Source organism: Acinetobacter sp. S54 (genome assembly GCF_016624945.1).
GTDB lineage: Bacteria > Pseudomonadota > Gammaproteobacteria > Pseudomonadales > Moraxellaceae > Acinetobacter.
The window spans coordinates 15,305-37,786 of record NZ_JACVUI010000005.1; the positions used below are offsets into that span (position 1 = coordinate 15,305).

23 protein-coding genes are annotated in these 22,482 nt (G+C 39.5%); 18 read left to right on the plus strand and 5 right to left on the minus strand.

What is annotated here, in order from left to right; translation table 11 throughout:
- Together filE and IAE20_RS09470 are read left to right on the plus strand one after the other, a co-directional pair.
- Entirely contained in the window at positions 1 to 1,266 is a 1,266-nt protein-coding gene (gene filE, locus IAE20_RS09465; RefSeq protein WP_227611051.1) for a putative pilus assembly protein FilE, read from the plus strand.
- A 20-nt stretch (positions 1,267 to 1,286) separates the two neighbouring features.
- Entirely contained in the window at positions 1,287 to 3,212 is a 1,926-nt protein-coding gene (locus tag IAE20_RS09470) for a hypothetical protein (RefSeq protein ID WP_200460951.1), read from the plus strand.
- 75 nt (positions 3,213 to 3,287) lie between these two features.
- On the opposite strand, the gene IAE20_RS09475 is transcribed toward IAE20_RS09470, so the two are convergent.
- Positions 3,288 to 3,836 (minus strand): NUDIX hydrolase, encoded by a 549-nt coding sequence (locus tag IAE20_RS09475; RefSeq protein ID WP_200460952.1) that lies wholly within the window; start codon positions 3,834 to 3,836, stop codon positions 3,288 to 3,290.
- Between the two features lie 122 nt (positions 3,837 to 3,958).
- Between IAE20_RS09475 and IAE20_RS09480 the strand changes: the two genes are divergently transcribed.
- From IAE20_RS09480 to fghA, 7 genes are all read left to right on the plus strand, one after another.
- Positions 3,959 to 4,564, plus strand: a complete 606-nt coding sequence (locus IAE20_RS09480) for a CoA pyrophosphatase (RefSeq protein ID WP_200460953.1) — start codon at positions 3,959 to 3,961, stop codon at positions 4,562 to 4,564.
- 31 nt (positions 4,565 to 4,595) lie between these two features.
- A complete protein-coding gene (locus IAE20_RS09485; protein ID WP_200461059.1) occupies positions 4,596 to 5,126 on the plus strand; it encodes a gamma carbonic anhydrase family protein in 531 nt (176 codons plus the stop codon).
- Between the two features lie 124 nt (positions 5,127 to 5,250).
- Positions 5,251 to 5,922 carry a tRNA (adenosine(37)-N6)-threonylcarbamoyltransferase complex dimerization subunit type 1 TsaB gene (tsaB, locus tag IAE20_RS09490; protein ID WP_200460954.1) on the plus strand — a complete coding sequence of 224 codons (672 nt, stop codon included), beginning with the start codon at positions 5,251 to 5,253 and terminating at the stop codon, positions 5,920 to 5,922.
- A gap of 8 nt (positions 5,923 to 5,930) precedes the next feature.
- The gene (locus tag IAE20_RS09495; protein WP_200460955.1) at positions 5,931 to 6,755 is read left to right on the plus strand and encodes an undecaprenyl-diphosphate phosphatase; all 825 of its coding nucleotides are present in this window, start codon (positions 5,931 to 5,933) and stop codon (positions 6,753 to 6,755) included.
- Between the two features lie 22 nt (positions 6,756 to 6,777).
- The gene (locus IAE20_RS09500; protein WP_200460956.1) at positions 6,778 to 7,578 is read left to right on the plus strand and encodes a class I SAM-dependent methyltransferase; all 801 of its coding nucleotides are present in this window, start codon (positions 6,778 to 6,780) and stop codon (positions 7,576 to 7,578) included.
- A 119-nt stretch (positions 7,579 to 7,697) separates the two neighbouring features.
- The gene (locus IAE20_RS09505) at positions 7,698 to 9,131 is read left to right on the plus strand and encodes a C13 family peptidase (RefSeq protein ID WP_200460957.1); all 1,434 of its coding nucleotides are present in this window, start codon (positions 7,698 to 7,700) and stop codon (positions 9,129 to 9,131) included.
- The gene (gene fghA, locus IAE20_RS09510; protein ID WP_200482508.1) at positions 9,100 to 9,939 is read left to right on the plus strand and encodes an S-formylglutathione hydrolase; all 840 of its coding nucleotides are present in this window, start codon (positions 9,100 to 9,102) and stop codon (positions 9,937 to 9,939) included. Before IAE20_RS09505 ends, fghA begins: the two co-directional genes overlap by 32 nt.
- 72 nt (positions 9,940 to 10,011) lie before the next feature.
- On the opposite strand, the gene IAE20_RS09515 is transcribed toward fghA, so the two are convergent.
- On the minus strand, positions 10,012 to 10,287 hold the full coding sequence (locus IAE20_RS09515; RefSeq protein ID WP_200460959.1) for a DUF2218 domain-containing protein: 276 nt from the start codon (positions 10,285 to 10,287) through the stop codon (positions 10,012 to 10,014).
- Between the two features lie 194 nt (positions 10,288 to 10,481).
- Between IAE20_RS09515 and rpe the strand changes: the two genes are divergently transcribed.
- The 9 genes from rpe (at position 10,482) to IAE20_RS09560 (ending at position 18,027) form a co-directional block, all read left to right on the plus strand.
- Positions 10,482 to 11,168: a ribulose-phosphate 3-epimerase gene (gene rpe / locus IAE20_RS09520; protein WP_200460960.1), complete on the plus strand. Its 687-nt coding sequence runs from the start codon at positions 10,482 to 10,484 to the stop codon at positions 11,166 to 11,168.
- A 349-nt stretch (positions 11,169 to 11,517) separates the two neighbouring features.
- On the plus strand, positions 11,518 to 12,048 hold the full coding sequence (locus IAE20_RS09525) for a hypothetical protein (protein WP_227611053.1): 531 nt from the start codon (positions 11,518 to 11,520) through the stop codon (positions 12,046 to 12,048).
- Positions 12,049 to 12,094: 46 nt separating this feature from the next.
- The gene (locus IAE20_RS09530) at positions 12,095 to 13,948 is read left to right on the plus strand and encodes a copper resistance system multicopper oxidase (protein ID WP_200482509.1); all 1,854 of its coding nucleotides are present in this window, start codon (positions 12,095 to 12,097) and stop codon (positions 13,946 to 13,948) included.
- Between the two features lie 163 nt (positions 13,949 to 14,111).
- On the plus strand, positions 14,112 to 14,813 hold the full coding sequence (locus IAE20_RS09535) for a copper resistance protein B (protein ID WP_227611063.1): 702 nt from the start codon (positions 14,112 to 14,114) through the stop codon (positions 14,811 to 14,813).
- 82 nt (positions 14,814 to 14,895) lie between these two features.
- Positions 14,896 to 15,840 carry a hypothetical protein gene (locus IAE20_RS09540; protein WP_200460963.1) on the plus strand — a complete coding sequence of 315 codons (945 nt, stop codon included), beginning with the start codon at positions 14,896 to 14,898 and terminating at the stop codon, positions 15,838 to 15,840.
- Between the two features lie 18 nt (positions 15,841 to 15,858).
- Complete coding sequence (locus tag IAE20_RS09545; RefSeq protein WP_200482510.1) at positions 15,859 to 16,410, plus strand: hypothetical protein; 552 nt, start codon at positions 15,859 to 15,861, stop codon at positions 16,408 to 16,410.
- Between the two features lie 126 nt (positions 16,411 to 16,536).
- Complete coding sequence (locus IAE20_RS09550; protein WP_200460965.1) at positions 16,537 to 16,857, plus strand: DMT family transporter; 321 nt, start codon at positions 16,537 to 16,539, stop codon at positions 16,855 to 16,857.
- Between the two features lie 11 nt (positions 16,858 to 16,868).
- Positions 16,869 to 17,354 (plus strand): methylated-DNA--[protein]-cysteine S-methyltransferase, encoded by a 486-nt coding sequence (locus IAE20_RS09555; protein WP_200482511.1) that lies wholly within the window; start codon positions 16,869 to 16,871, stop codon positions 17,352 to 17,354.
- Between the two features lie 43 nt (positions 17,355 to 17,397).
- Positions 17,398 to 18,027: a nuclease-related domain-containing protein gene (locus tag IAE20_RS09560; protein ID WP_200460966.1), complete on the plus strand. Its 630-nt coding sequence runs from the start codon at positions 17,398 to 17,400 to the stop codon at positions 18,025 to 18,027.
- Positions 18,028 to 18,086: 59 nt separating this feature from the next.
- Here IAE20_RS09560 and add read toward each other — a convergent pair whose 3' ends face one another.
- From add to IAE20_RS09575, 3 genes are all read right to left on the minus strand, one after another.
- Positions 18,087 to 19,103, minus strand: a complete 1,017-nt coding sequence (gene add, locus IAE20_RS09565) for an adenosine deaminase (RefSeq protein WP_200460967.1) — start codon at positions 19,101 to 19,103, stop codon at positions 18,087 to 18,089.
- Positions 19,104 to 19,272: 169 nt separating this feature from the next.
- Entirely contained in the window at positions 19,273 to 20,553 is a 1,281-nt protein-coding gene (locus tag IAE20_RS09570) for a carbohydrate porin (RefSeq protein WP_200460968.1), read from the minus strand.
- A gap of 504 nt (positions 20,554 to 21,057) precedes the next feature.
- On the minus strand, positions 21,058 to 22,341 hold the full coding sequence (locus IAE20_RS09575) for a ribonucleotide-diphosphate reductase subunit beta (RefSeq protein ID WP_200460969.1): 1,284 nt from the start codon (positions 22,339 to 22,341) through the stop codon (positions 21,058 to 21,060).
- Between the last annotated feature and the right edge of the window lie 141 nt (positions 22,342 to 22,482).

Below are 22,482 nucleotides of genomic sequence, written 5' to 3' on the forward strand. Positions count from 1 at the left end.
ATGTTTAAAAGTAAGAAATCAATTGGCTATTTATCGTTGGTGCTGTTTTCAATAGGAACAGGGCCAACGGCATATGCTGCCGACTTTTTTACTATTATTGGTCCTGATGGTCGTCCTCTAGTTATTCCTCGTGATCCAACGCAACAGAAAAAGACGACCAACCAGAAAATAGTGAGCGAGACTGATACGCCCAAGGCAGTTGAATCAAAACAGTCTCAACCTATTCAAATGGTTCAGCCCCAGTCTGTAAAACAGGATTCTTTACAGGAAAAATCAGGTCATACAACACAACAACATGTTACGGAGACCTTGTCAGAAGCCAATATTCAGCCTAAGAATTCTCCTGAGTCAAAAGTAGTAATTCCTGCCCAGATTCCATCACAGCAAAAAAAAGAAAATAAAGTAAACTCTGAGCAATCGCGTTATATTCAGCCTCAGCCTCAGCCTCAGCCTCAGCCTCAGCCTGTGACAAAAGCAACAACATTGCCTCCAACTCAGAAAGTTCAGTCAAATGTTTATTCAAACGCAACGGATCAATCATCACCCGTCACTGAAACAGATGAGCATATTGTGGAAGTAAACGGCGAAAAATATATCGATAGCGAATATCTGGAAGATAAAGAGTTCAATCTTGAAGGTAAAAAGCGCTTTTACATGATGCCAGAAGGGATTGTGGATGCTCGGTTGGGTGCAGTTCGTATGCAGCCCGAGCAACGTGAAAAAGGGGTCAGTAAATCTTTTTTACAAACAATGCTGAAAAAGAATCAAAATGAAAAGGAAGAGGAGGTGCTGGCCCTATCTTCAACTTATTATCGAATGCCTAAGGAACAAGTGGTAGAAAGTTTGGCAACAGCATGCTTTACTGATAAAAAGATAAAGGACGCCAAACTATTTAATGTTGAAAAGCAAATTGGGTTATGGCCAAGAAAACCACTAAAAGATATTTTTGATTACGATGTTGTAAAACTTTCTGCACCATTAAAGCAGATGAAACTTACTTCGTATGCCACGACAGAACAAAATCCTACGTTCTATTGGCCTTTCGTGGTATTTCTGGATCGGAACGGATGCATACTTGAGGGCGTAAGTGGTTATAAAAATCAGGAATTTCCCGCCACTATGTTACAACATGCTGCAATTGAAGGAACGATAAGACTTCCAGATCAAACATCTTATATTTTGTTGACGCCTTTGGCTTCAGCATTAGATGTTCAGGAAAAAGCTTTATCAAATCAGGGACAAATAAAATTAACGGCGATCCGTTAGGCAATTAAAGTGATTGTATTATGAAAAAACAAATATTAATTCCTTTCACCTTAACAGCTCTTATGGCTGCTTTAAGTGGATGTGGTGGTGAAGGCGGAAATATTAATGTCGACCCACCGAGTAGTACGGGTGTTACAGCAAGTACTAGTTGTTCTGCCACTTCTGATGATTGTTTGGAATTTGTTTTTGATTATCCTGTAGCTGGGTTAAATTTTGACTGTAGCAGTGATACCACTAACCACTTTATTACTCAAAATAGTTCAAATGCTGTTTCAGGTGCATGTAAGTTGGGTGATACAGCAACTTTTTCTATAAAAGGGCAAGGAACGGACAAACAAATAACGTTAGGTGCGGTTGATTTAAAAACAATCACCTCTTTAAAAATTTCAGATGCTCCGATTTCCTTAGTAGATATTGCAACTGCAATGGTTGGTAAAGCGCCTGCCAGTCTGGATCAAAATGATGAAACGATTAAAGTCGCCATGGCTTTAGTTAAAATTTTTCAGGCTGCTGGAGCCGTTAACGAGAAAAATGCAATTGGTGATCTTCAACCAATAGAATTAGATGAAGACTATAAGAGTAACCTAAAAAATATCAGTCAATCGATTGATGTGACGAATTTTAAAGATGGTAGCTATCCTGCAATTTTGAAACCATGGGTAGATGTTTCTGTGGTTGATGACCAGACGGCATTTGATATTGTTACCAAAATGCTCAATATGCAAAATGCAGGCAGTTTCCAATCTGATTTTTTACCATGGCCGTTGCCCGCTGAAAGTGGCGTTGATCAGCAGTACATTGAAGGCTTTCATGGCAAGAGCCTGTTAGGTAATGAAATTATTGGTAATATGTATTTGCTCTCTGATCGTACAGGTCATACATTTGGTTATGGTTTGCAATGGAAAGGCAAACCTGATGATAAGACCAGTGAAGGAACAGTTATTAGCGATTCTTTAAAACGTTTAACGCTCATTAGTAAAATCGCACCGAAGAAAATGAATGCCGAAGCACAGACTAACTGGATTAATCCTTTAACTAAAAAGTTAGCAAGCACCCCATTTGTGTTCTCTATGGCAGATCAAAGTGGTGATCCTTTACGCATTACACAAGGTCGTTTAATCAACGGTTATATCGTACCTGGCACAGAAGCTGTTTATAAACAGGCCACTGGTTATAGTACGGGTGATTCTGCAAGCTACGGTAAATGGACACAGCAATTTAGTCCAGAGCAGTTTGATGGGACTATTGATATTTCTAAAACCAATCCAATTACCTATCTGGACAAAAAGATCCTGACAACCCAAAAGAATGTCAAAACGGGTGAATATTATGTATTCCCAATGTATGCAACTTTGATTGTAAAATTTAGCGATACGACAGTTAAAGATGTAAAACTGGGAATTGTGATTGATGAAAATGGTGATATTCGTTCGGATATTAAACCCGATGCGACTGCTAATGATATGTCAGGCACATGTGCAACAGTTAACCCTGATACCATGATAGATAGTAATGGGGTTCAACAATTTAGGGTAGGAACGACGGGTACTGGTAATTATGATACAACTGATAAATCATTAACTATCCGTATGATTTTGACTAATACTAAATTTGGCCTGTTAGAAGGGGTGATTTTGGGACTTAACCAGAGTTTATCTGTTACGGCGACTTCTAGTGGAACTGCTCAAGTTCTGAGTTCGGGCGGTGTGAAAATTAATTTACACAATCTTTTAACAGATCATAATACTGCTCGAGGCATAAATATTACAAACTTTAGTAATGAGCAAGCCAACTGGATTAATATTCATGCGGCTTATCAAAAAGTTTATAATAATATCAAGGATGTTTCACCAGCCCCAACAGACGTACAAAAAGAGTTGGCAAAACGGGTAAATGGAACATTGGCGATTGAATTACCAAGTTGTTACACCATTAAACAGAAGTAATTCAGTCTAAAATTAAAACAGGGTAATCGTGATGATTCCCCTGTTTTTTTATTTAAACTAATAATAAGTGAAAAACTATCCAGTATGATCTAACCGTGTACCTAATGTTTCCAGATGTACAGGATAGTGTTGAATTTTTCGATCTTCAAAATAATGTCTTAATGTTCGTTCTACGCTTGGAAAAGCCAACTCATCCCATGGAATTTCATCTTCTTCAAATAAACGACATTCAATACTTTCTTCACCTGCACCAAAAACGCCATCTTTTAGTGTTGCTTTAAAAAGCACATAGATTTGTCCAATTCGTGGAATATTGTATGTGCAATATAATTGTTCAATATCAATTTCAGCTTCGGCTTCTTCGCGAGTTTCACGTGCAGCCCCTTGTTCCATCGTCTCAAATAATTCCATGTATCCTGCTGGAAGTGTCCATAACCCATAACGAGGCTCGATAGCACGACGACATAATAAGACTTTATTTTCCCAGATGGCTAAAGCTCCACAAATCAGTTTTGGATTTTCATAATGAATATATCCACAATGTGTACACACACGACGAATCTGATGATCGCCCAACGGAATTTTATCTTCAGTTTCATGTCCACAAACGGTGCAAAAACTCATAATGATCATCAGCTAAAAAGATGCCTCAGCATAACTGAAATTTTGGACTTTCGCATCATTTCTATACGAACGACTAGATTTTTCGGCTATGATGACAAGGAGAAGAATATAGAGAGAAAAGCATGGTAGAGCAGCAACTCACGCATCTTTTGCAGCAACGCTTACGTTTTTCAAAACGTACTTCGCCTGCACAGGCGGCGGTGTTAATTGCGATTACCAATGAACAAAATCCAAAGGTTTTGTTGACGCGCCGTTCGACTCAATTAACCAATCATGCGGGTGAAGTGTCATTTCCTGGAGGAAAGCGTGATGCCGGTGATACCAGTAATATTGTGGTCGCATTAAGAGAAGCTCAGGAGGAGACGGCGCTGAATCCTTTTGATGTTGAGTTGATTGGCGATTTACCAATGCAACGCGCACGTAGCGGTATGTTGGTGAAACCCGTTGTGGGATTGATTCCTCCCACTGTTGAGCTGATTGCACAGCCGACAGAAATTGATCGGATCTTTTTTGCGTCTTTAAATCAATTGCTCACTGTACCAGCAACCCCTTATGAAGTGAAATACGCGCATCAATCATTGTATTTTCCCAGTTTACAAGTGGAAAATGAAGTCATTTGGGGATTGACGGCAAGAATGCTGATTGCATTGTTTCATTATGGATTGGATTATCAAAAAGACTGGCCTTTCCTTTTAAATTCTCCTAATTTTCAACCCCGTAAATTTTAATTCGAAAAAACAACAGGATGTTGTCATTATGATGTATAGCTTTGAAGGACATTCACCAAAAGCATTGATTGAACCTTGGGATGGATGGATTGCAGACAATGCTACTGTCATTGGTCAAGTTGAACTGGGTCAACAGGTTAGTGTTTGGTTTGGCGCAGTAATTCGCGCTGATAATAGTCCAATTCGTTTAGGGCACTTTACCAATATTCAGGAAAATGCCGTACTGCATACTGATGCAGGTGTTGAACTCAATATTGGTGACTATGTGACGGTTGGACATCAAGCCATGTTGCATGGCTGTACGATTGGTGAAAATAGTCTAATTGGTATCAATGCGGTGGTGTTGAATCATGCGGTAATTGGCAAAAATTGTATTATTGGTGCAAATGCTTTGATCCCAGAAGGCAAGGTAATTCCAGATAATTCTGTCGTGATGGGCTCCCCCGGTAAAATTGTGAAAACTCTAGATGATTTTGGAGCAGCAAAATTACGTCTGAGTGCCTTACATTATGCGGAGCACTATAAGCGATTTATGCAATTACACCCTTTTTCCTTTAAATAACATCTACTGAGTGAACTGTTACAGATGAGATTTTTTGTATCAGTAAAATTGAAAATCTCGCCTAAATATAGGTTCTAGAGTATGATAGCCAACGTTTTTTAAATAGATAATGGCGTGAAGTTGCATGAATGTGCTGGCATTGGAAACGGCAAATGATCATTGTTCTGTTTGCTTGATTGATCAGTCAAATGAGCTTTTTTTTCAAATGGATACGCAGGCTAAGGCTCAAACACGTACCATTTTGCCCATGATTGAACAGGCTTTGCAACAGGCACAAATCAGCTATAGCGATTTAACCGCAATCGCATTTAGTCGTGGGCCTGGATCATTTAGTGGCGTCCGTATTAATGCCGCGGTGACTCAAGCATTGGCATGGGCTAATGATTTACCTGTGATTCCTGTTTCTACTTTACAGGCTTTGGCGCAAGCAGCTTATCGTGAGTTACAACTGAGTCAGGTAACGGCGATTCTGGATGCACGCATGCAGGAAGTATATCTAGCCAATTTTAGTTGTGATGAAGATGGCATTATGCAACTCCACGGCCAAGAACAACTTTTAAATTATGAGTTGGCACAGTCCTATGCTCAATTTACGTGTGTAGGTTCAGGTGCCAAGCTTATTTCTTCTTCTGTTTCTGAACCGTCAAGTAGCCTGAGTCCATCCGCACGTGATATTGCGTTACTTGCTCGACATTATGCTAAACAGAAGTGTTGGGTCAGTGCGGAGCAGGCATTACCTGTGTATTTAAGGGATAATGCTTGGAAAAAAATTGCAGAACAAGGTAAGTCGAACTAGGATAAATTATGGATCTTTTACTGCTATTAAAAGCAGCGATTATGGGAATCGTGGAGGGCATTACTGAATTCCTTCCCATCTCTAGCACTGGACACTTAATTTTAACCTCTGAATTATTGAATTTCTGGACGCCTGAGAAAAGTGCAGTTTTTGTTGTCGCAATTCAGATGGGTGCAATTGCTGCAGTTATTTATGAGTATTGGTCACGTCTTTGGGGTGCTGCTACTGGCATGGTGACAGGTGAAGCCAAGGGCCGTCATTTGGCGATTAGTCTGATTGTCGCATCTATACCGATTGTATTGGTTGGTCTGACATTTGGACAAACAGTTAAAGATTTATTATTCAACGATGTTGCAGTTGCCATGGGATTGATTATTGGTGGCTTAATCATTATGTGGATTGAGAAAAATCCGCCGAAGGTGAATGCAGTTGAAGTTGAAAATATCAGTCTAAAAGAAGCAATCTGGATTGGGTTAATTCAGGTATTGTCTCTGATTCCAGGAACATCCCGTTCTGGTGCGACTATTATTGGAGCTATGTTTTTAGGTGTATCACGTAAAGCAGCAACCGAATTTTCTTTCTTTTTGGGTATTCCTGTAATTATTGGTGCAGGGTTGCTTGATCTATATCAGAGCCATGATGTATTTCAGGGACAACAGGATTGGGTAGTTCTAGTTGTGGGTTTGTTAGTTTCATTCATTTCAGCATTGTTATTGATCCGTGCTTTGGTGGCTTATGTTGCTAAACGTGATTTTATGATTTTTGCATGGTATCGAATTGTTTCTGGTTTGATTATCTTACTTTTTGCATTTACTGGCTGGAAACTTTGGTAATAGGGAGTTTGAATCAATCATCATGCAATTATTTTTCACCGCCTCAGAGCTAAAATCTGCACAACACTATCAGCAAGTCTTGTGTGAACGAGGTGTGGACATTGAGTTGTGTGAAGTTGAACAACTCAATGCACGTTTTTTCAGACAGCATCCAGACTTGGCACTTTGTGTTGATGAACACAGTCTCTGGTTATGTGCCAATGGCATGAAAATGCAGCCAGACTGGAAAGCTGAAATCTCTCGTTTAAAACGTGCCAGCATTAAATCTGAAATGATTGCTCGTGCCTGTCAGTTGAGTGAAGCTCCTCAATTGATCGATGCAACAGCAGGTTTAGGTCACGATAGTTTGCTAATGGCTCATTTGGGTGCACAGGTAACCTTGCTTGAACGTCATCCAATTTTATTTACTTTACTTGAAGATGCGCAGCAGCAGGCGCGATCAGATATGTTCTTGGCGAAAGTCGTGGATCGAATCGTATTGGTATTTGCTGATTCTGCACATTATTTACAGTCATGTATTGAGCATGATCAGCAAGTGGATGTGATTTATCTGGATCCTATGTTTCCACAGCGTGATCAGCATCAACACACTGTAAAAAAACAGGCACAGGTAAAAAAACAAATGCAACTTTTGCATTTACTTTTACCTGAACAAGGTGAAATGGATTTGGGGGATTCATTGCTACCTTTGGCCCAACAAGTGGCTAAACGAGTTATTGTGAAACGTCCAAGACATGCTATTTTTCTCAATGCGCAAACTCCTGATCATCAATGGCTGGGTGACGCATGTCGTTTCGATGCATATTTCCAGCTTGCTCTGTGATGAATTGTGATCATTGCTTCAATAATCAGCAAATATTTGTTATATAGATAAAAGCATTATTGATATAATTTCACACCAGCATAAACTGATTATGCATTATTACTCCTGAATAATTTTTTATGATCGACCTTAAACCTTCCATCAATTTTTGGCATGATTTCAAAAGTAACCAAATTGCTGGCATGTGGTTATTTTTAGGGTCGAGACGTTGTTTGCAAATTGTCCATCCTTCGATTTTTCAGCTTTTAGTCTGGGGTGTACTTGGCGGTGCAGCCAATACTTTATTTAGTTGGCTGGTTGCAGGTCAGAATGGTGAGTTTAATTCTCAAGGTTTGGTCAGTTATGCGCTTTGGCCTTTTCTTGCCTTAATTGTCGGAATTTTTCTGTCACAACGTACTAACAATTCCCGCTTGATGTTGGTGCCGACAATTTTATGGTTGGTATTGGATACCAATATTGCCTTGCTACAAAGTTTTATTCAGTTCCTTGGACAGTTAGATTATCTACCTTATTTTACCTACGACTATTTACCTACATTATTTATGGTGTTGTTTGTCTGGCAAAGTCTGGCAGTGGTTTGGGTTTTTTCGCGTGAATTAAAATGGCCGTGGTGGGAGCGTGCATTAATCATGATTGCCACGCTGGTGACATTAGTCGTTTGGCAAGGTTCTGTGCGCAGTCAGCCCATCTGGAAAGTTGAAGATGTTGCCCCAACATTTGCAGAAAATGCTTTTTATGCCCAAAGTCGTTTATTAAATAAGTCACTTGAGCAGATTCAATATGGTGAGTTTGCTCAAAGCCACTGGTATTTTCTTGGTGTTGCGGGTGCTAGTTATCAGGATGTGTTTAAGTCGGAAATTATGCGTATCAAGGAGCAGTTTGATACACGTTTTGGCACTTTTGGCCGTTCTATGATGTTAATTAATAATCCTGATACTCGTACTGAGGTTCCGATTGCATCACAAACCAGTATGACCATTGCCTTGCGTCGTATTGGCCAGCAAATGAATAAAGAAAGTGATGTATTGTTTTTATATATGACATCGCACGGCGGACCCAATGAATTTGAAATCGAAAATGCGCCTCTGGATTTAAATCAAGTCGATCCAAAATGGCTTCGTGAGACGCTAGATAAATCAGGTATTCGCTGGCGTGTGATAGTGATTTCATCCTGTTTTTCGGGAAGTTTTATTCCTGCATTACAATCTCCTGATACCTTGATTATCACAGCCTCTGCTGCTGATCGTCAGTCTTTTGGCTGTACCAATGAAGCGGATTACACCTATTTTGGTCGCGCTTTTTTTGATCAGGCCATGCGTGACCAGCATTCAATGAAAGATGCATTCAAACAAGCTCAGGAAACTGTTGCGACGTGGGAATCAGCTCAGGGCTTTGAACCCTCTGAACCACAATGGGTAATTGGTAAAAATATGGAACTCATGCTGCCACAATTGGAACAGCATTTATTCCCTCAACAAAATCTACCCCAAACCACCGCTGCCAAACATGAGGAAAAAAACCATGGAAATGTTGCAAAAAAATCGTTGCTTTGAGGGTGAACAGCGTATTTATCAATGCCAATCAGAAGCATTGAATGGCATGAGCAAATTTGGTGTGTTTTTGCCGCCTGTAGCGTTGAATGGTGAAAAGTGTGGAGTTTTATTTTATCTTGCAGGCTTAACCTGTACTGAAGAGACCTTTGCAATTAAGGCACATGCACAGCGTTTGGCTGCTCAACTTGATCTTATTATTATCACTCCAGATACTTCTCCACGTGGTGAAGACGTTGCCAAAGGTGACAGTTGGGATTTGGGGCTGGGAGCTGGGTTTTATATTAATGCGACACAGATGCCATGGGCAGCACATTATCAAATGGAACGTTATTTGATCGATGAGCTTTATCCCTTAATTGAGACGCAATTTCCTGTCATCCAAGGTCAAATGGGAATTTTTGGTCACAGTATGGGAGGGCACGGGGCACTGACACTCGCACTAAAATACCCTGAAAAATTCAAATCGGTTTCAGCATTTGCTCCTATTTGTGCACCAAGCCAATGCCCTTGGGGTGAAAAGGCATTTTCCCATTATTTGGGCGATGATCGCAGTTTATGGAACCAGCATGACGCCACGGCATTAATTGAACAAAAAGGCGCGTTATTCTCTGAAATTTTAATCGATCAAGGTTTAGACGATCAATTTTATAGTCAGTTAAATCCTGAGCTATTCCAAAAAGCCTGTAGTAATGTTGGGCAAAAACTGAGTTTAAGACAACATGCTGGATATGATCATGGCTATTATTTTATTCAAAGCTTTATCGATGATCATCTACAGTTTCATGCCGTGCAACTCGAGCGTATATAAGCGATTCAGCATGTTAAAAATGAAATCCATGAATTTGGATTTCATTTTATTAGTCAGTAGTCGTACATAAATTTATTGATGTGTCCAGTTTGCCTCAAATTCCTGTTGTGCCATTCGGTTAAGGTGATCTAGTACCACCCCTTCCAGACGAATAGTGTCTTCATTCTCAGCACGAATCAGAACCTCCAATGTTTGTTCAAGAGGCGTCAATGTAACGGTCGCAGTCGGCATAAAGATTTTAAAGTCATGTTCTGTTTCAGCGACTTCAAATTTATGTTTCCAATGGTTGAGTAAACGTTTTGCAATCCGTCGTGCTTCTGTTGTTGCAATAGAGGTTGAGCTTTGCATATCTTGATTTTCCTTGGGAAGATGCTTTAGAAGATAGGAGTTATCCTAACGAATGTACGCTTGAAAATGATAGATAAAATCATTGGGAGTGTTACTTTTTTGCAAATGATTATAGATTCAAATGAAGTGTGTGACCCACAGTAAAGGCACTTTTTGCTATAATCACATTTTGTTTGCTATCTGCCAGGTCCCGCATGTCCAAGCCTTATTTAATTGCACCATCTATTCTTTCTGCTGATTTTGCACGTTTAGGTGAAGATGTTGAAAAAGTTTTGGAGGCCGGCGCAGATGTGGTGCATTTCGATGTCATGGATAATCACTATGTACCCAATTTAACGTTTGGTGCTGGGATATGTAAGGCTTTGAAGAATTATGGGATCAAAGCGCCGATCGATGTACATTTAATGGTTTCGCCAGTTGATCGTATGATTGGGGATTTTATTGAAGCGGGTGCTGATATTATTACTTTTCATCCCGAGGCTTCAGATCATATTGATCGTTCCTTACAGTTGATTAAGGCGGGGGGAGCCAAAGCTGGTTTAGTATTTAATCCTGCCACGCCGTTACATTATTTGGATTATGTACTGGATAAAGTTGATCAGATCCTATTAATGAGTGTAAACCCAGGCTTTGGTGGTCAAAAATTTATTCCAATGACATTGGAAAAATTACGTCAAGCTCGTCAGATTATTGATGCCAGTGGACGTGAAATTCGTTTGGAAGTAGACGGTGGCGTAGGACCAGCCAATATCCGTGAAATTGCGGAAGCTGGTGCTGATATGTTTGTGGCTGGATCTGCTATTTTTGGCAAACCAGATTATAAAGTTGTGATTGACGAAATGCGTACTGAATTGGCTAAAGTCGGTGCACAACAGGTTTAATTCTGCGTTCAACACGATATTTTTATACACAGTAAAACTGGGTATTGCCCTCAAAATAAAGCGTTGCTTTATTTTAGGTAGATGTGGATAACTTTGTTTATAACTCTCTGGATAACTATGTTGATAACGCGGTGGATAAGCTGCTGATAGAATAATCAAAATAATATCAATCGTTTAAAAAATCCATGAAATTTGCATAAAAAGAAATCAATTCGATTTCTTTTTATGCATTTTAAGTCGTTTATTTTGTTTTACTTTTAGTCTGTGATACATCTCACGAGTTTTGTTTAAAAAGTAGAAACTGATCAGAAATAAATAGAAAAAGGAATAATGATTTCTTTAGGAAAAATTGCGCGTATTTGTATCTATACATAAACTTGGGTATGCTATTCCGCTTAATGGTATGAAAGATGTACTTGAGGGGATTTTAGGGTTGTATCAACTTCAGCGCAGGCAAACATGGTTTGTGTTGCTTATGGTTTTTATCATGAGCTGGAGTGGTGTGGCTGTTGCTTCTGTCAAAAATATGCATGCAGGAATGATGCAAAATGCGGTTCATACAATGCAGCATGCTTCAAATATATCGCCATGTCATTCCAGAAATATGCAACATGCAACAGTACAGAATGATTTAAAAAAAACAAATGAAAGCATGGTGCATTGTCACCAGAAGACGTCATTACATTCCTCTGCGATCTTACAATCCTGTCAGGACTGTCATCAGTTGCATTGTCAAAATTTAAATAGTTATGTTGAGCATGTGAGTCCGGCATTACCCCAACCAGTTGTATTTGCTGCAAACATAGCATCCCATCCTGATTATAAGGTTCAGCATCTTGCTGGTTTTTGGCACGAAATTCTCAGGCCGCCAAAAGTCTAATCTCAAAATCAAGCTAAACATCACGTTTTAAATTTTGAGGTTAGTCATGTCTATTTTATTAAGAAATGTTCTTTTTACAGGACTGTGTTTTACTGTTTCTCCGTTCTGTCTGGCTGCGGTGAAGGAATATTATTTGGATATTGCACAACAAACAGTCAATGTCACAGGCAAATCAGTTCAGCGAATTACGGTGAATGGTCAGTTTCCAGCACCCAAGCTTGAATTTGAAGAAGGAGATGAAGCGGTTATTCATGTTCATAATAGCCTGAAGCATCAGGATTCTTCGATTCATTGGCATGGTTTATTACTACCCGGCATTATGGATGGTGTACCTGGGTTTAATGGGTTTCAGGGAATTAAACCTGATGGTTCATTTGAATACCAGTTTAAAGTGCGTCAAAACGGGACGTATTGGTATCACGCGCATAGTAAGGGACAAGAGCAAGATGGCTTATATGGGGCCTTTATTGTTTATCCAAAGAATAAGCAACCACTTACAGCGCAAGAACAGACTGAGCGTGATTATGTGGTGATGTTGTCGGATTTTCATGATTCATCGAGTGAAACACTCATGAAAAATCTGAAAAAGTCGGCCGAATATTATCAAAATCAGCGTGAAACATTAGGCGATGTCTTTCAGCAGTTCAAACATCACGGTCTGAAAGCCACCTGGCAAGATCGCAAAATGTGGAATCAGATGCGGATGCTTAAAACCGATTTATCTGATGTCACAGGCTATACTTTTTTGGTCAACGGCAAGACCCCTGACCAGAACTGGAGTGGAGCATTTACATCGGGTGAAAAAGTCCGATTACGTTTTATTAACGCATCTGCCATGTCATTTTTTGATGTACGCATTCCCAATTTGAAAATGATGGTCGTGAGTGCAGATGGCCAGCCTGTGAAACCTGTTGCGGTCGATGAATTTCGGATTGGTACGGCTGAAACTTATGATGTGATCGTTGAGCCGACGGCCCCACATTATCAGATACAGGCTGAATCGATTGATCGTAGCGGTTTTGCATTGGCAAGTCTGCAAAATGGGGCTACGCCTGCACCTCAGCACATTGCCATTCCAGTTGCACGACCACGCGCATTACTTAGCATGCAAGACATGGGACATGCCAACATGTCTGAAAATTCAAAACTTTCAGATCATTCTTCTATGCCGATGCATATGCCAGAGAAAATGCAACATACATCTGCACCCTCTTCATCGATGTCTGAAATGCCAGAACATCTGCATGATGATGTCATGTCGCATCAGCAGATGGGACATGGCATATCGCATGATCAAATGAATCATCAGGGAATGATGCAGCATGAGACATCGAATCAGTCATCTATACCCCAGTCAACGCAAACGGTACAAGGTTGGGCAAACGCTTCAACGCCTATAGGTTTAAAAGCATTGCAATATCAGGATTTGCAATCTTTGGCGCCTCAACCAGATACTCGTCAGCCAACAAAAGAATTAGTGATCCGTTTAGGCGGAAATATGGAACGTTATATTTGGACGATGAATGGTAAAAAATATAATGAGGCCACGCCTTTGGTAGTCAAATATGGAGAACGTATTCGTCTTAAATTTATTAATGACAGCATGATGGCGCACCCGATGCATTTGCATGGAATGTTTGTACAACTGGAAAATGGCCAATCTTCACAGAATCTTCCGAATAAACACACCATTATTGTGCCACCGGGTAAAACTGTGAGCGTACTTTTGACCGCAGATGAACTCGGCGAATGGGCGATTCATTGTCATTTGTTGTACCACATGTCGGCAGGCATGATGAATAAATTGATCGTGGCTAAAGTCGATAAAGATGAATTACCTGATATTTCATCCGCAAATACCGTAAAACCCGTTCAAGGAGGTCAACATGCACACCACTAAATTGATGACTGCATTGATATTCTCAACGGGATTTATGATGAGTTCATGGACTTTTGCTCATGAAGGAGATGACATGATGATGCCTGACATGGCTATGTCAGATGTTCAAGATCATTCTAAAATACCAATACCTGAAAAGAAGATTGTAACGACAGTAGATAAAATGCACTCAAATGTATTTTCTGACGATCATTCAGATCATGATCATCGTCGGGAACATGGCGGGCAACTTTATCAGGCAACTAAACTGGATCATCAGTGGCGAGTGGATAAGCACGGGCAGGGTGAGTTTACTACTGAGCTGGAAACGTGGGTGGGTACAGATGAAAATAAGCTTTTCATTAAAGCTCATAGTGAAAAGTCAGAAAGTGAGAAAGCCGATTATGCTATTTCAGCTTTATATAGCCGAAATATTGCTGAGTTTTGGGATGTTCAAGCAGGATTACGTTATCGTAATAAAGCCGTTGATGTGTATCGTCAGGAGGCGATTGATGCTGCATTTGGTTTACATGGATTAGCTCCGTATTTCTTTGAAACCGATGCCTATCTTTATATAGGACAAGATCAACATATAAGTTTAAGTCTAGAAACTGAGCGTGATATTCTGCTTACGCAAAAGTTAATTACTCAACCTTATATCAAAGCAGACATTCTGATTCGGGATGAATCAGATTATGCTCAAAAAGCGGGATTAACATCCTTACAAACGGGTATTCAAACTCGTTATGAAATCAGTAAAAAAGTGATGCCATTCATTGATATTGCTTATCGGCATGAAAAAGGTGATCGCCAAACCAGTCATCAAGTCGCAACGAATTCAGAATCGGGTTGGCGCTATGGCGCAGGGATTAGTTTCAAGTTTTAATTGATTCATCAAAATAAAGCTGTATAGAATGTCATCATAACTAACCTGATGACATTCTTTTTGCATCTGATCTGGTGCGTCAATGAGCCTAAAACAACAGTACCAACGCTTTCTGCTTTCTAATGCTTTTTTTCAATCTCAAAGGGAGTTACACGCAGACGTCGATTTATTTACAGATGATGAATATGATTTTTCAGAACAAGATAATATCCAGTCGGAATGGGTCAGTTATTACTATATTCCCAAACTGGATATGCTGCATGAACGTGAAATGCGCAAAGCTTTAGTACAATGCCATCAGGTTAAATATATTGAGATGGATCATCAAACTCAGCATATGGCAATTTTTCATGATGGTGACGTTGAGCGTGTTACGGATTTATTAAAACAACAATTGGAACACTTAGATTACCAACAAACCTTATCTAACTTTGTTCCAGTTACCACAACATTGAAACCCGTGATTAAAACAACACAAATTCTTTCATGGTTATCTTCCATTTATATTGTGTTGTGTCTGGTGACGTTGTGTATGGCGATTTTGGCGTCGTCATTGAGTTTAGTTGCAATCAGTCTCTTAGTCTTAATGGATGCACTCATTTATTTAGTTGCTAACAATGCTATTGCGATAGAGCCGTTGCTCAGAAATAAACTAATTCATGCCTTGGCTTGGTTTGAACTGTTGGCTGCAACCTGTTTATTGGTTGATCTTGTACATTGTTATTATAATCCACACGTGCCTTTAGCCAGTTTCATGATTTTACAAGGAGTTATTATCCTGACGGCTTCCATTTTATCACGTTATTTAATTGCCAAAGATTATATAAGAAATCGGCCTTTGCATTGGAGTCATCTGGTACAGAATATTGATGTAACCGTTGCGACTGGATTGGTTGTTACTGGATTGCTAATTCAATTCACTGGGAAAGCCAGCATTGATTTAATCATGGCGATGTTGGTGATATTTTTAATTTATCTAAGAGTGTTTAACATTCTTATTTTGAATAAATTAGCCTTAAAACCATAACAATATTGAGAATTTACGATGCGTAAATGGTTGTATTTTGTGTTGATTATAGCCGTGGGATGGGGAGTGTGGATAAATTGGATTAAACCTACTCCAAATGTCGAAAAGTTTAGTTCAAATAGTCAAATCCATATTCAGGAATTACAGCCTTATGAAGGTACGTTTAGGATTTTGTCACGTGAAGACTATCATACAGGGAGGGAAGCCCAATTTTCACCTACAGATATTGCGGTAGGATGGGGGGAGATGGCTAACCCGAGTATTTATAAACAGATTGATATCTCACAAGCCAACCGCTGGTACCACTGGCGTATTACCTCGGTTCCTCCCATTTCGCTGAGTGAAATCAATAAACATAGTGCCAATATGCATCTGGTTCCAGCCACTCCAGAGATTGCTAAACAAATACAACAAATAAAAAAAGATGATTTAATTTTCTTCAAAGGCACATTAATTGAAATTCAATCCAGTGATGGTTGGCGTTGGCGAAGTTCTTTATCACGTGAAGATACAGGTGACGGGGCATGTGAATTGATGCGAGTTGACCAAATGATCTGGCGTGAGTCTTAGAAATTTAACCGACTCGAATTGGTCATGTCACATAAATTGATTATAATCACTGTCTTGGAGGAACGACCTCCCCCATATGAGGGAAAAAATGTCAGGCCGACCTGACGCCTGATCATGGAGAATAAAATGGCTTGGGCAATCTTAATTCTGGCGGGACTTTTTGAAGTCATTTGGGCATATTCAATGAAAATGTCAGAAGGTTTTACCCGTTTGGTGCCAAGTATCATTACCGTTATATTTATGGTTTTGAGTGTCATATTATTATCAATTTCAATGCGGAGCTTGCCACTCGGCACGGCTTATACAGTCTGGACTGGAATTGGCGCAATTGGATCTTTTATCGTTGGTATTCTGATTTTGCATGAACCTATGGGCGCAATGCGAATGACGGCTGCGATTTTAATTGTTTCAGGTCTTGTATTGATGAAATTGTCATCTCCTACTTAAAGGCAGTTCATATGCAATTATCGTATCTTTATATGTCTTCACCTGTAGGGCAGCTGAAATTAGTGGCGAATGAACAGGCTTTGGTTGCCATTCTTTGGGATAATGAAAATCCAAAAAGAGTACGTCTAGCTGAACTGACTGAAGATGTCTCTCATCCAATTTTATTAAATACTCAAAAACAGCTGATTGAATATTTTTCAGGTCATCGTAAAGTATTTGATATTCCGCTTGATTTTGAGGGAACTGATTTTCAGAAACAAGTCTGGGCTGCATTATTAAGCATTCCTTATGGTGAAACACGAAGCTATAAACAAATTGCCCAGCAAATAGGAAATGAAAAAGCGGTGCGCGCCGTAGGTGCCGCAAATGGAAAAAACCCTATTTCGATCATTGCGCCCTGTCATCGTGTAATTGGAGCGGCGGGAGCATTGGTTGGATTTGCAGGTGGATTAGATAAAAAAGAAATTTTATTGGACTTAGAAATGAATAATATTTAAGTGTGATTCATATTCTAAACCTATAAAATATAAGGATAATTCCATGTTTTTATATATTGTGTTTTTTATTGTCATTATGGGTCTTTTGGCCTATTTATCTTCACCCACTTTTAAGGGGAAAATGGGAGAGAGTATGGTCATCGATCATGCCAAGCGTTATCTGGGTGAAGAATATATTATGCTAAATAATTGTACAATTCCTGATGAGCAAAACGGGACAACACAAATTGATCATATTTTGATTAGTCCCTATGGGATTTTTATTATCGAAACTAAAAACTATACAGGCTGGATTTTTGGCAGTATTAATCAGAAACAATGGACACAAAAAATTTATAAGAAAAGTTATCGATTTCAAAATCCAATTCATCAAAACTTTAAGCATGTAAAGGCATTGGAGCAAATTCTTGGAGATGTGGTTACTCCTGAATATTTACACTCAGTGATTGTATTTACATCACGTAGTGAGTTTAAAACCGCCATGCCAGAACATGTTTGTCAAGGTAAAGACTGGATTACACATGTGAAAAAATTTAATCAAGATGTTATTCCTGCTATGAAGCAAAAACGCATTAAATATCGCATTGAAAAAGAAATACTTGATCCATCCTGGAAAACCAATCGTGTTCATATTGAGAATTTACATCAGAAAAAACAAGCATTGATTGATTAAACCATAATAAATGGCCATTTTTATAGCCATTTAAACGATATCTGTTTAAGTCTTCAAAATCATACGATTTCATGTTGACGAGCCAAAGCCTGATTTTTTAATAATTGCTTTTCCTGTTCCGATAAAAAAGCCACTTTGAGGCCATTTTCCTGAGCGGTTCGGATCTGCTCTTGTGTTAAGCCTGCCTGCGGTGCCGCCACCTGATATTCATGCTGAATCTCAATTCCTTCTACTGCAGGGTCATCGGTATTGATCGTTGCTAGAATGCCATGTTGCAAAAAGTCTTTAATCGGGTGTCGTTCTATCGCACTGACGGTACTGGTTTGTAGATTTGACGTGATACACGACTCAATCCCAATTTCATGTTGAGCTAGATAATCCATAAGTTTCAGATCTTGAATAGCTTTCACTCCATGACCGATTCGTTCTGCACCAAGTTCCTGTATGGCTTGCCAAATACTTTCTGGCCCTGCTGCTTCACCTGCATGTACGGTAATACGCCAGCCTGCATTTCGGGCCTGTTTAAATTGATCTAGAAAAAGAGTTCCGGGAAACCCCAACTCATCGCCTGCTAAATCCAGTGCGGTGATATGAGTTTTATGTGTCAGTAAGGCATTAAGTTCAGCTTGACAGGCTATTTGTCCAAAAGTGCGACTCATAATACCAATCAAATTGGCTTTAATTCCTAAATCACGGCAACCTTGCTGTACCCCATCAATCACCGCTTCAACAACACCAGCTAAAGGCAGTTGATGTGTCATTCCCATATAGCCCGGAGAAAAACGTAGCTCGACATAATCCAGACCATGTTGTTTGGCATCTTCAATATTTTCATAAGCGATACGATGGCAGGCCTCCAGACTTGCCAAAACTTTTACCCCCCAATCTAGTTTGGCTAAAAAACTGAGTAAATCAGGTTGATTGTCCATGACTTGTACATGTGGGCGCAATTCTTCCACAGTTTGTGCAGGCAGATTAACGTGATATTGCTGACCCAAATCCAGAATGGTTTGTACGCGAATATTACCATCCAGATGTCGATGGAGATCGGTGAGAGGGAGGTTTCTTGAAATCATCGGCATTACCTCTTTATTTTGCTTTTATTGTATTTTTATCTTGGCAGAGATTAATCCAATAAAAAAGTAAGGCGATGTTAATTTTAGTGATTCATTTAAAAATGACGAACCAATCAAATAAAAATGCTGTCAGTTTTAAACTCACAGCATTTTAAGCATTGAACTGGTTTTAAAAAATGACTTTGGTTGTCAAACCCAGTACCAATGCATTATCTACCTTATCGGTTGCACCAGGTTGAATAACATATTGAACTACAGGACGTAACATCAACCATGGCGTGACGTAGTGGGAATAGTTGAGCTCAATATTGTATTCAGCATCTTCATTAATCGCACCTTTATTGTAAATCCCTTTGCGATAACGGTCATTAACATGAATTCGGTTAACACCCAAACCCAAGATATCATTGGGGTGCTCATCTAGTAGACCTAAATAGCGAATTCCAATTTGCTGGGTATTATCGATTTTATTGACGGTTTTGTCGTGGAAAGAAATATTGCTAAATCCATATAGACCACGTTTGCTACCATCGATAGAACTTAATTGTTGATCTACGGTCAGCCAACCTGCATAGGCGCGATCTTTTTGCTCGCCAGTCAGCACATCTTTGTTTTGTGTTTTATCTGCATTGTTGTAAAACACACCTAGACGATAGCTTCCCGGTAACTGGTTAATCCCTTGTTTAGGTTGGTAATGTAATTCAACAGGAACCGTAACACCTTCAGCTTCTTCAGATTTTAAATTCCAACCCTGATTTTCCTTGATATTGGTTGGATTAAACTCAAATGCACCCACTTGTGCAGAAAGTTCAGGCGTAAATCTGTATTTAACAATACCCGCCCATTGCGCTACAGGTTCGTTGTACCAGACGTTCCCCATCCATTTACCGTTTTGTGCGGTACAAAATGACGTGCTCTGGAAGTCACAGCCCATGACGTTAAAATATGATCCCATACCCATACGGCCTACACGAACGCTCCAGCCTGTATCTGCAAAAATTTTCTCAATCGAAAGCTGGGTAAGACGTGAGTCAACATTGCCACGCCCCCAAGTCGCTTGAGTATTGGCCATTTGCGGCGCACCTGGGTATGAAATATTTTCTGCGCTCGTACTTTGACCCTGACGAGCAGTAACAATGGCACGTACTGAAACACCACTCCAACCCAACAGTTTTTCCAGATCAAGACTACTGCCTAACCAAAGTTGACTGGCAAAAGTTGCACCATCTCTTGGTTTGTAGCCACCATCAGCCAGATAGTCTGTATCGACATAAAGATTGGCGTCAAAATTTGCGCCCTGACTGGCTAACTCTGTGCGTTTACCATTCCAGTCACCAAACAAATATTTGCTTTGAGGACTAAAGGCATCATCTGCATGACTTAAATTAAAACTGGATAGTGCAATAACAATACTTGCAATGCTGAATTGTTTCAGTCCCTGAATTTTCATTTGACTTGACCACATAAATTTAAAAAATTGTCCCATCATTGTTTACCAACAATGAATCTCAAAAATCTAACCATGTTTTAAAATTTAATCAACAAAAATTCACTTGAATTTTCATGCTGTTTTATTGAACAGATGGTCTAAAATGTTCCTTATTAACAGATAAATGAATGTAAAAATGTTCGTCATTTCCAAAAACCATCTCTTAGAGTAGGAATAATTTATTTACGTTTCTTTTTTTGATGAGATTAACAGGTTGATTTTACTATATTGCTTGAGAGTAAAAGGGAGTTAGTCACTTGCAAAAGACACTCTTTTTTCATTAAATCCATTTATCGTATGCAAAGTTTATCAAACTATTTATGTTAGATTTCAGATATTCATTTGTGTGATTTTTCTATTTGATTTGATCTAATTTTTGAGATGCATGAAATATAAAAAAGAACTGTCAAATAAGACAGTTCTTTTTTATTTAGATAATAATTGGGTTATCACGGGACGATAAAATTACCAGCTTAATGCACCGCCAGTCTGATAGTCTGTTACGCGCGTTTCAAAGAAATTCTTCTCTTTACGCAAATCCATCATCTCAGACATCCATTGGAATGGGTTAGTTACACCTGGATATTGTTCTGCTAAGCCAAGTTGTGCCAAACGACGGTTACAAATAAATTTTAAATATTCTTCCATCATTGCCGCGTTCATTCCCAATACACCACGTGGCATGGTGTCACGAGCATATTCGATTTCAAGCAAAGTGCCTTCCAGAATCATCTGAATCACTTCCTGCTGGAATTCGGTTGTCCACAAATGCGGGTTTTCGATCTTGATCTGGTTAATCATGTCGATCCCAAAATTCACATGCATTGATTCATCACGCAAGATGTACTGGAACTGCTCAGATACACCATTCATTTTATTACGACGACCCATACTCAAAATCTGAGTAAAGCCGCAATAGAAAAAGATCCCTTCAAGTACGCAATAAAATGCAATCAAATTGCGCAATAACTGCTGATCGGTTTCAGGTGTCCCTGTTTCAAATTTCGGATCACTCAAAGATTGCGTATATTTTAAGCCCCATGCTGCTTTACGGGCAACACTTGGAATTTCATGATACATATTGAAGATTTCGCCTTCATCCATACCTAAAGATTCAATACAATATTGATAGGCATGTGTATGGATCGCTTCTTCAAAAGCCTGACGTAGAATATACTGGCGGCATTCAGGGTTAGTGATCAGACGATAAATCGCCAAAACCAGATTATTTGCCACAAGTGAATCTGCTGTAGAGAAGAAGCCAAGATTACGTTTAACAATAATGCGTTCATCTTCCGTCAAGCCATTTTCAGATTTCCATAATGCAATATCATGGTTCATATTAACTTCTTGCGGCATCCAGTGATTGGCACAGCCATCTAGATACTTTTGCCAAGCCCATTCATATTTGAAAGGAACTAACTGGTTTAAGTCAGCACGACAGTTGATCATGGCTTTATCATCAACTTGTACTCGATTGGCCCCTGTTTCAATCTCTTGCAAACCTGCGCTAATATCCAGATTTTTTAAGGATTCAGATGCTCGAGCCACCGAATCGGTTGAATCTGTTGGTCGACTGGTAGAGGTTCCAGTGGATTGTACATTTGCCACACGCGGCGATGATGGCTCTGCATCAGATACCAACGGCGTAGCAGGCGCTTTTTGCGGTTCGATGGGCGCAGACTTGTGTTCAGGTGCAGCCGGTTTTTGCGAATCATCTTCGAAATCGTCCCAACTCAGGATAGACATAATCAAATTCTCTCTTCGTTGTTAATATCGTTATCGACATCTTTCTACGAAGATGCCATTACTATACGCTTATTCTGTGTAAGCAAAATTAAGTTTTGTCGATAGATGTTCTAAAGTTATTCGATAGAACCTATATCCCCA

What these genes read in the sequence shown, in the direction of transcription:
- filE (WP_227611051.1), top strand. Translation starts at nt 1, where the DNA reads ATGTTTAAAAGTAAGAAATCAATTGGCTATTTATCGTTGGTGCTGTTT.
- IAE20_RS09470 (WP_200460951.1), top strand. Translation starts at nt 1,287, where the DNA reads ATGAAAAAACAAATATTAATTCCTTTCACCTTAACAGCTCTTATGGCT.
- IAE20_RS09475 (WP_200460952.1), bottom strand. Translation starts at nt 3,836, where the DNA reads ATGAGTTTTTGCACCGTTTGTGGACATGAAACTGAAGATAAAATTCCG.
- IAE20_RS09480 (WP_200460953.1), top strand. Translation starts at nt 3,959, where the DNA reads ATGGTAGAGCAGCAACTCACGCATCTTTTGCAGCAACGCTTACGTTTT.
- IAE20_RS09485 (WP_200461059.1), top strand. Translation starts at nt 4,596, where the DNA reads ATGTATAGCTTTGAAGGACATTCACCAAAAGCATTGATTGAACCTTGG.
- tsaB (WP_200460954.1), top strand. Translation starts at nt 5,251, where the DNA reads ATGAATGTGCTGGCATTGGAAACGGCAAATGATCATTGTTCTGTTTGC.
- IAE20_RS09495 (WP_200460955.1), top strand. Translation starts at nt 5,931, where the DNA reads ATGGATCTTTTACTGCTATTAAAAGCAGCGATTATGGGAATCGTGGAG.
- IAE20_RS09500 (WP_200460956.1), top strand. Translation starts at nt 6,778, where the DNA reads ATGCAATTATTTTTCACCGCCTCAGAGCTAAAATCTGCACAACACTAT.
- IAE20_RS09505 (WP_200460957.1), top strand. Translation starts at nt 7,698, where the DNA reads ATGATCGACCTTAAACCTTCCATCAATTTTTGGCATGATTTCAAAAGT.
- fghA (WP_200482508.1), top strand. Translation starts at nt 9,100, where the DNA reads ATGGAAATGTTGCAAAAAAATCGTTGCTTTGAGGGTGAACAGCGTATT.
- IAE20_RS09515 (WP_200460959.1), bottom strand. Translation starts at nt 10,287, where the DNA reads ATGCAAAGCTCAACCTCTATTGCAACAACAGAAGCACGACGGATTGCA.
- rpe (WP_200460960.1), top strand. Translation starts at nt 10,482, where the DNA reads ATGTCCAAGCCTTATTTAATTGCACCATCTATTCTTTCTGCTGATTTT.
- IAE20_RS09530 (WP_200482509.1), top strand. Translation starts at nt 12,095, where the DNA reads ATGTCTATTTTATTAAGAAATGTTCTTTTTACAGGACTGTGTTTTACT.
- IAE20_RS09535 (WP_227611063.1), top strand. Translation starts at nt 14,112, where the DNA reads ATGCACTCAAATGTATTTTCTGACGATCATTCAGATCATGATCATCGT.
- IAE20_RS09540 (WP_200460963.1), top strand. Translation starts at nt 14,896, where the DNA reads ATGAGCCTAAAACAACAGTACCAACGCTTTCTGCTTTCTAATGCTTTT.
- IAE20_RS09545 (WP_200482510.1), top strand. Translation starts at nt 15,859, where the DNA reads ATGCGTAAATGGTTGTATTTTGTGTTGATTATAGCCGTGGGATGGGGA.
- IAE20_RS09550 (WP_200460965.1), top strand. Translation starts at nt 16,537, where the DNA reads ATGGCTTGGGCAATCTTAATTCTGGCGGGACTTTTTGAAGTCATTTGG.
- IAE20_RS09555 (WP_200482511.1), top strand. Translation starts at nt 16,869, where the DNA reads ATGCAATTATCGTATCTTTATATGTCTTCACCTGTAGGGCAGCTGAAA.
- IAE20_RS09560 (WP_200460966.1), top strand. Translation starts at nt 17,398, where the DNA reads ATGTTTTTATATATTGTGTTTTTTATTGTCATTATGGGTCTTTTGGCC.
- add (WP_200460967.1), bottom strand. Translation starts at nt 19,103, where the DNA reads ATGATTTCAAGAAACCTCCCTCTCACCGATCTCCATCGACATCTGGAT.
- IAE20_RS09570 (WP_200460968.1), bottom strand. Translation starts at nt 20,553, where the DNA reads ATGAAAATTCAGGGACTGAAACAATTCAGCATTGCAAGTATTGTTATT.
- IAE20_RS09575 (WP_200460969.1), bottom strand. Translation starts at nt 22,341, where the DNA reads ATGTCTATCCTGAGTTGGGACGATTTCGAAGATGATTCGCAAAAACCG.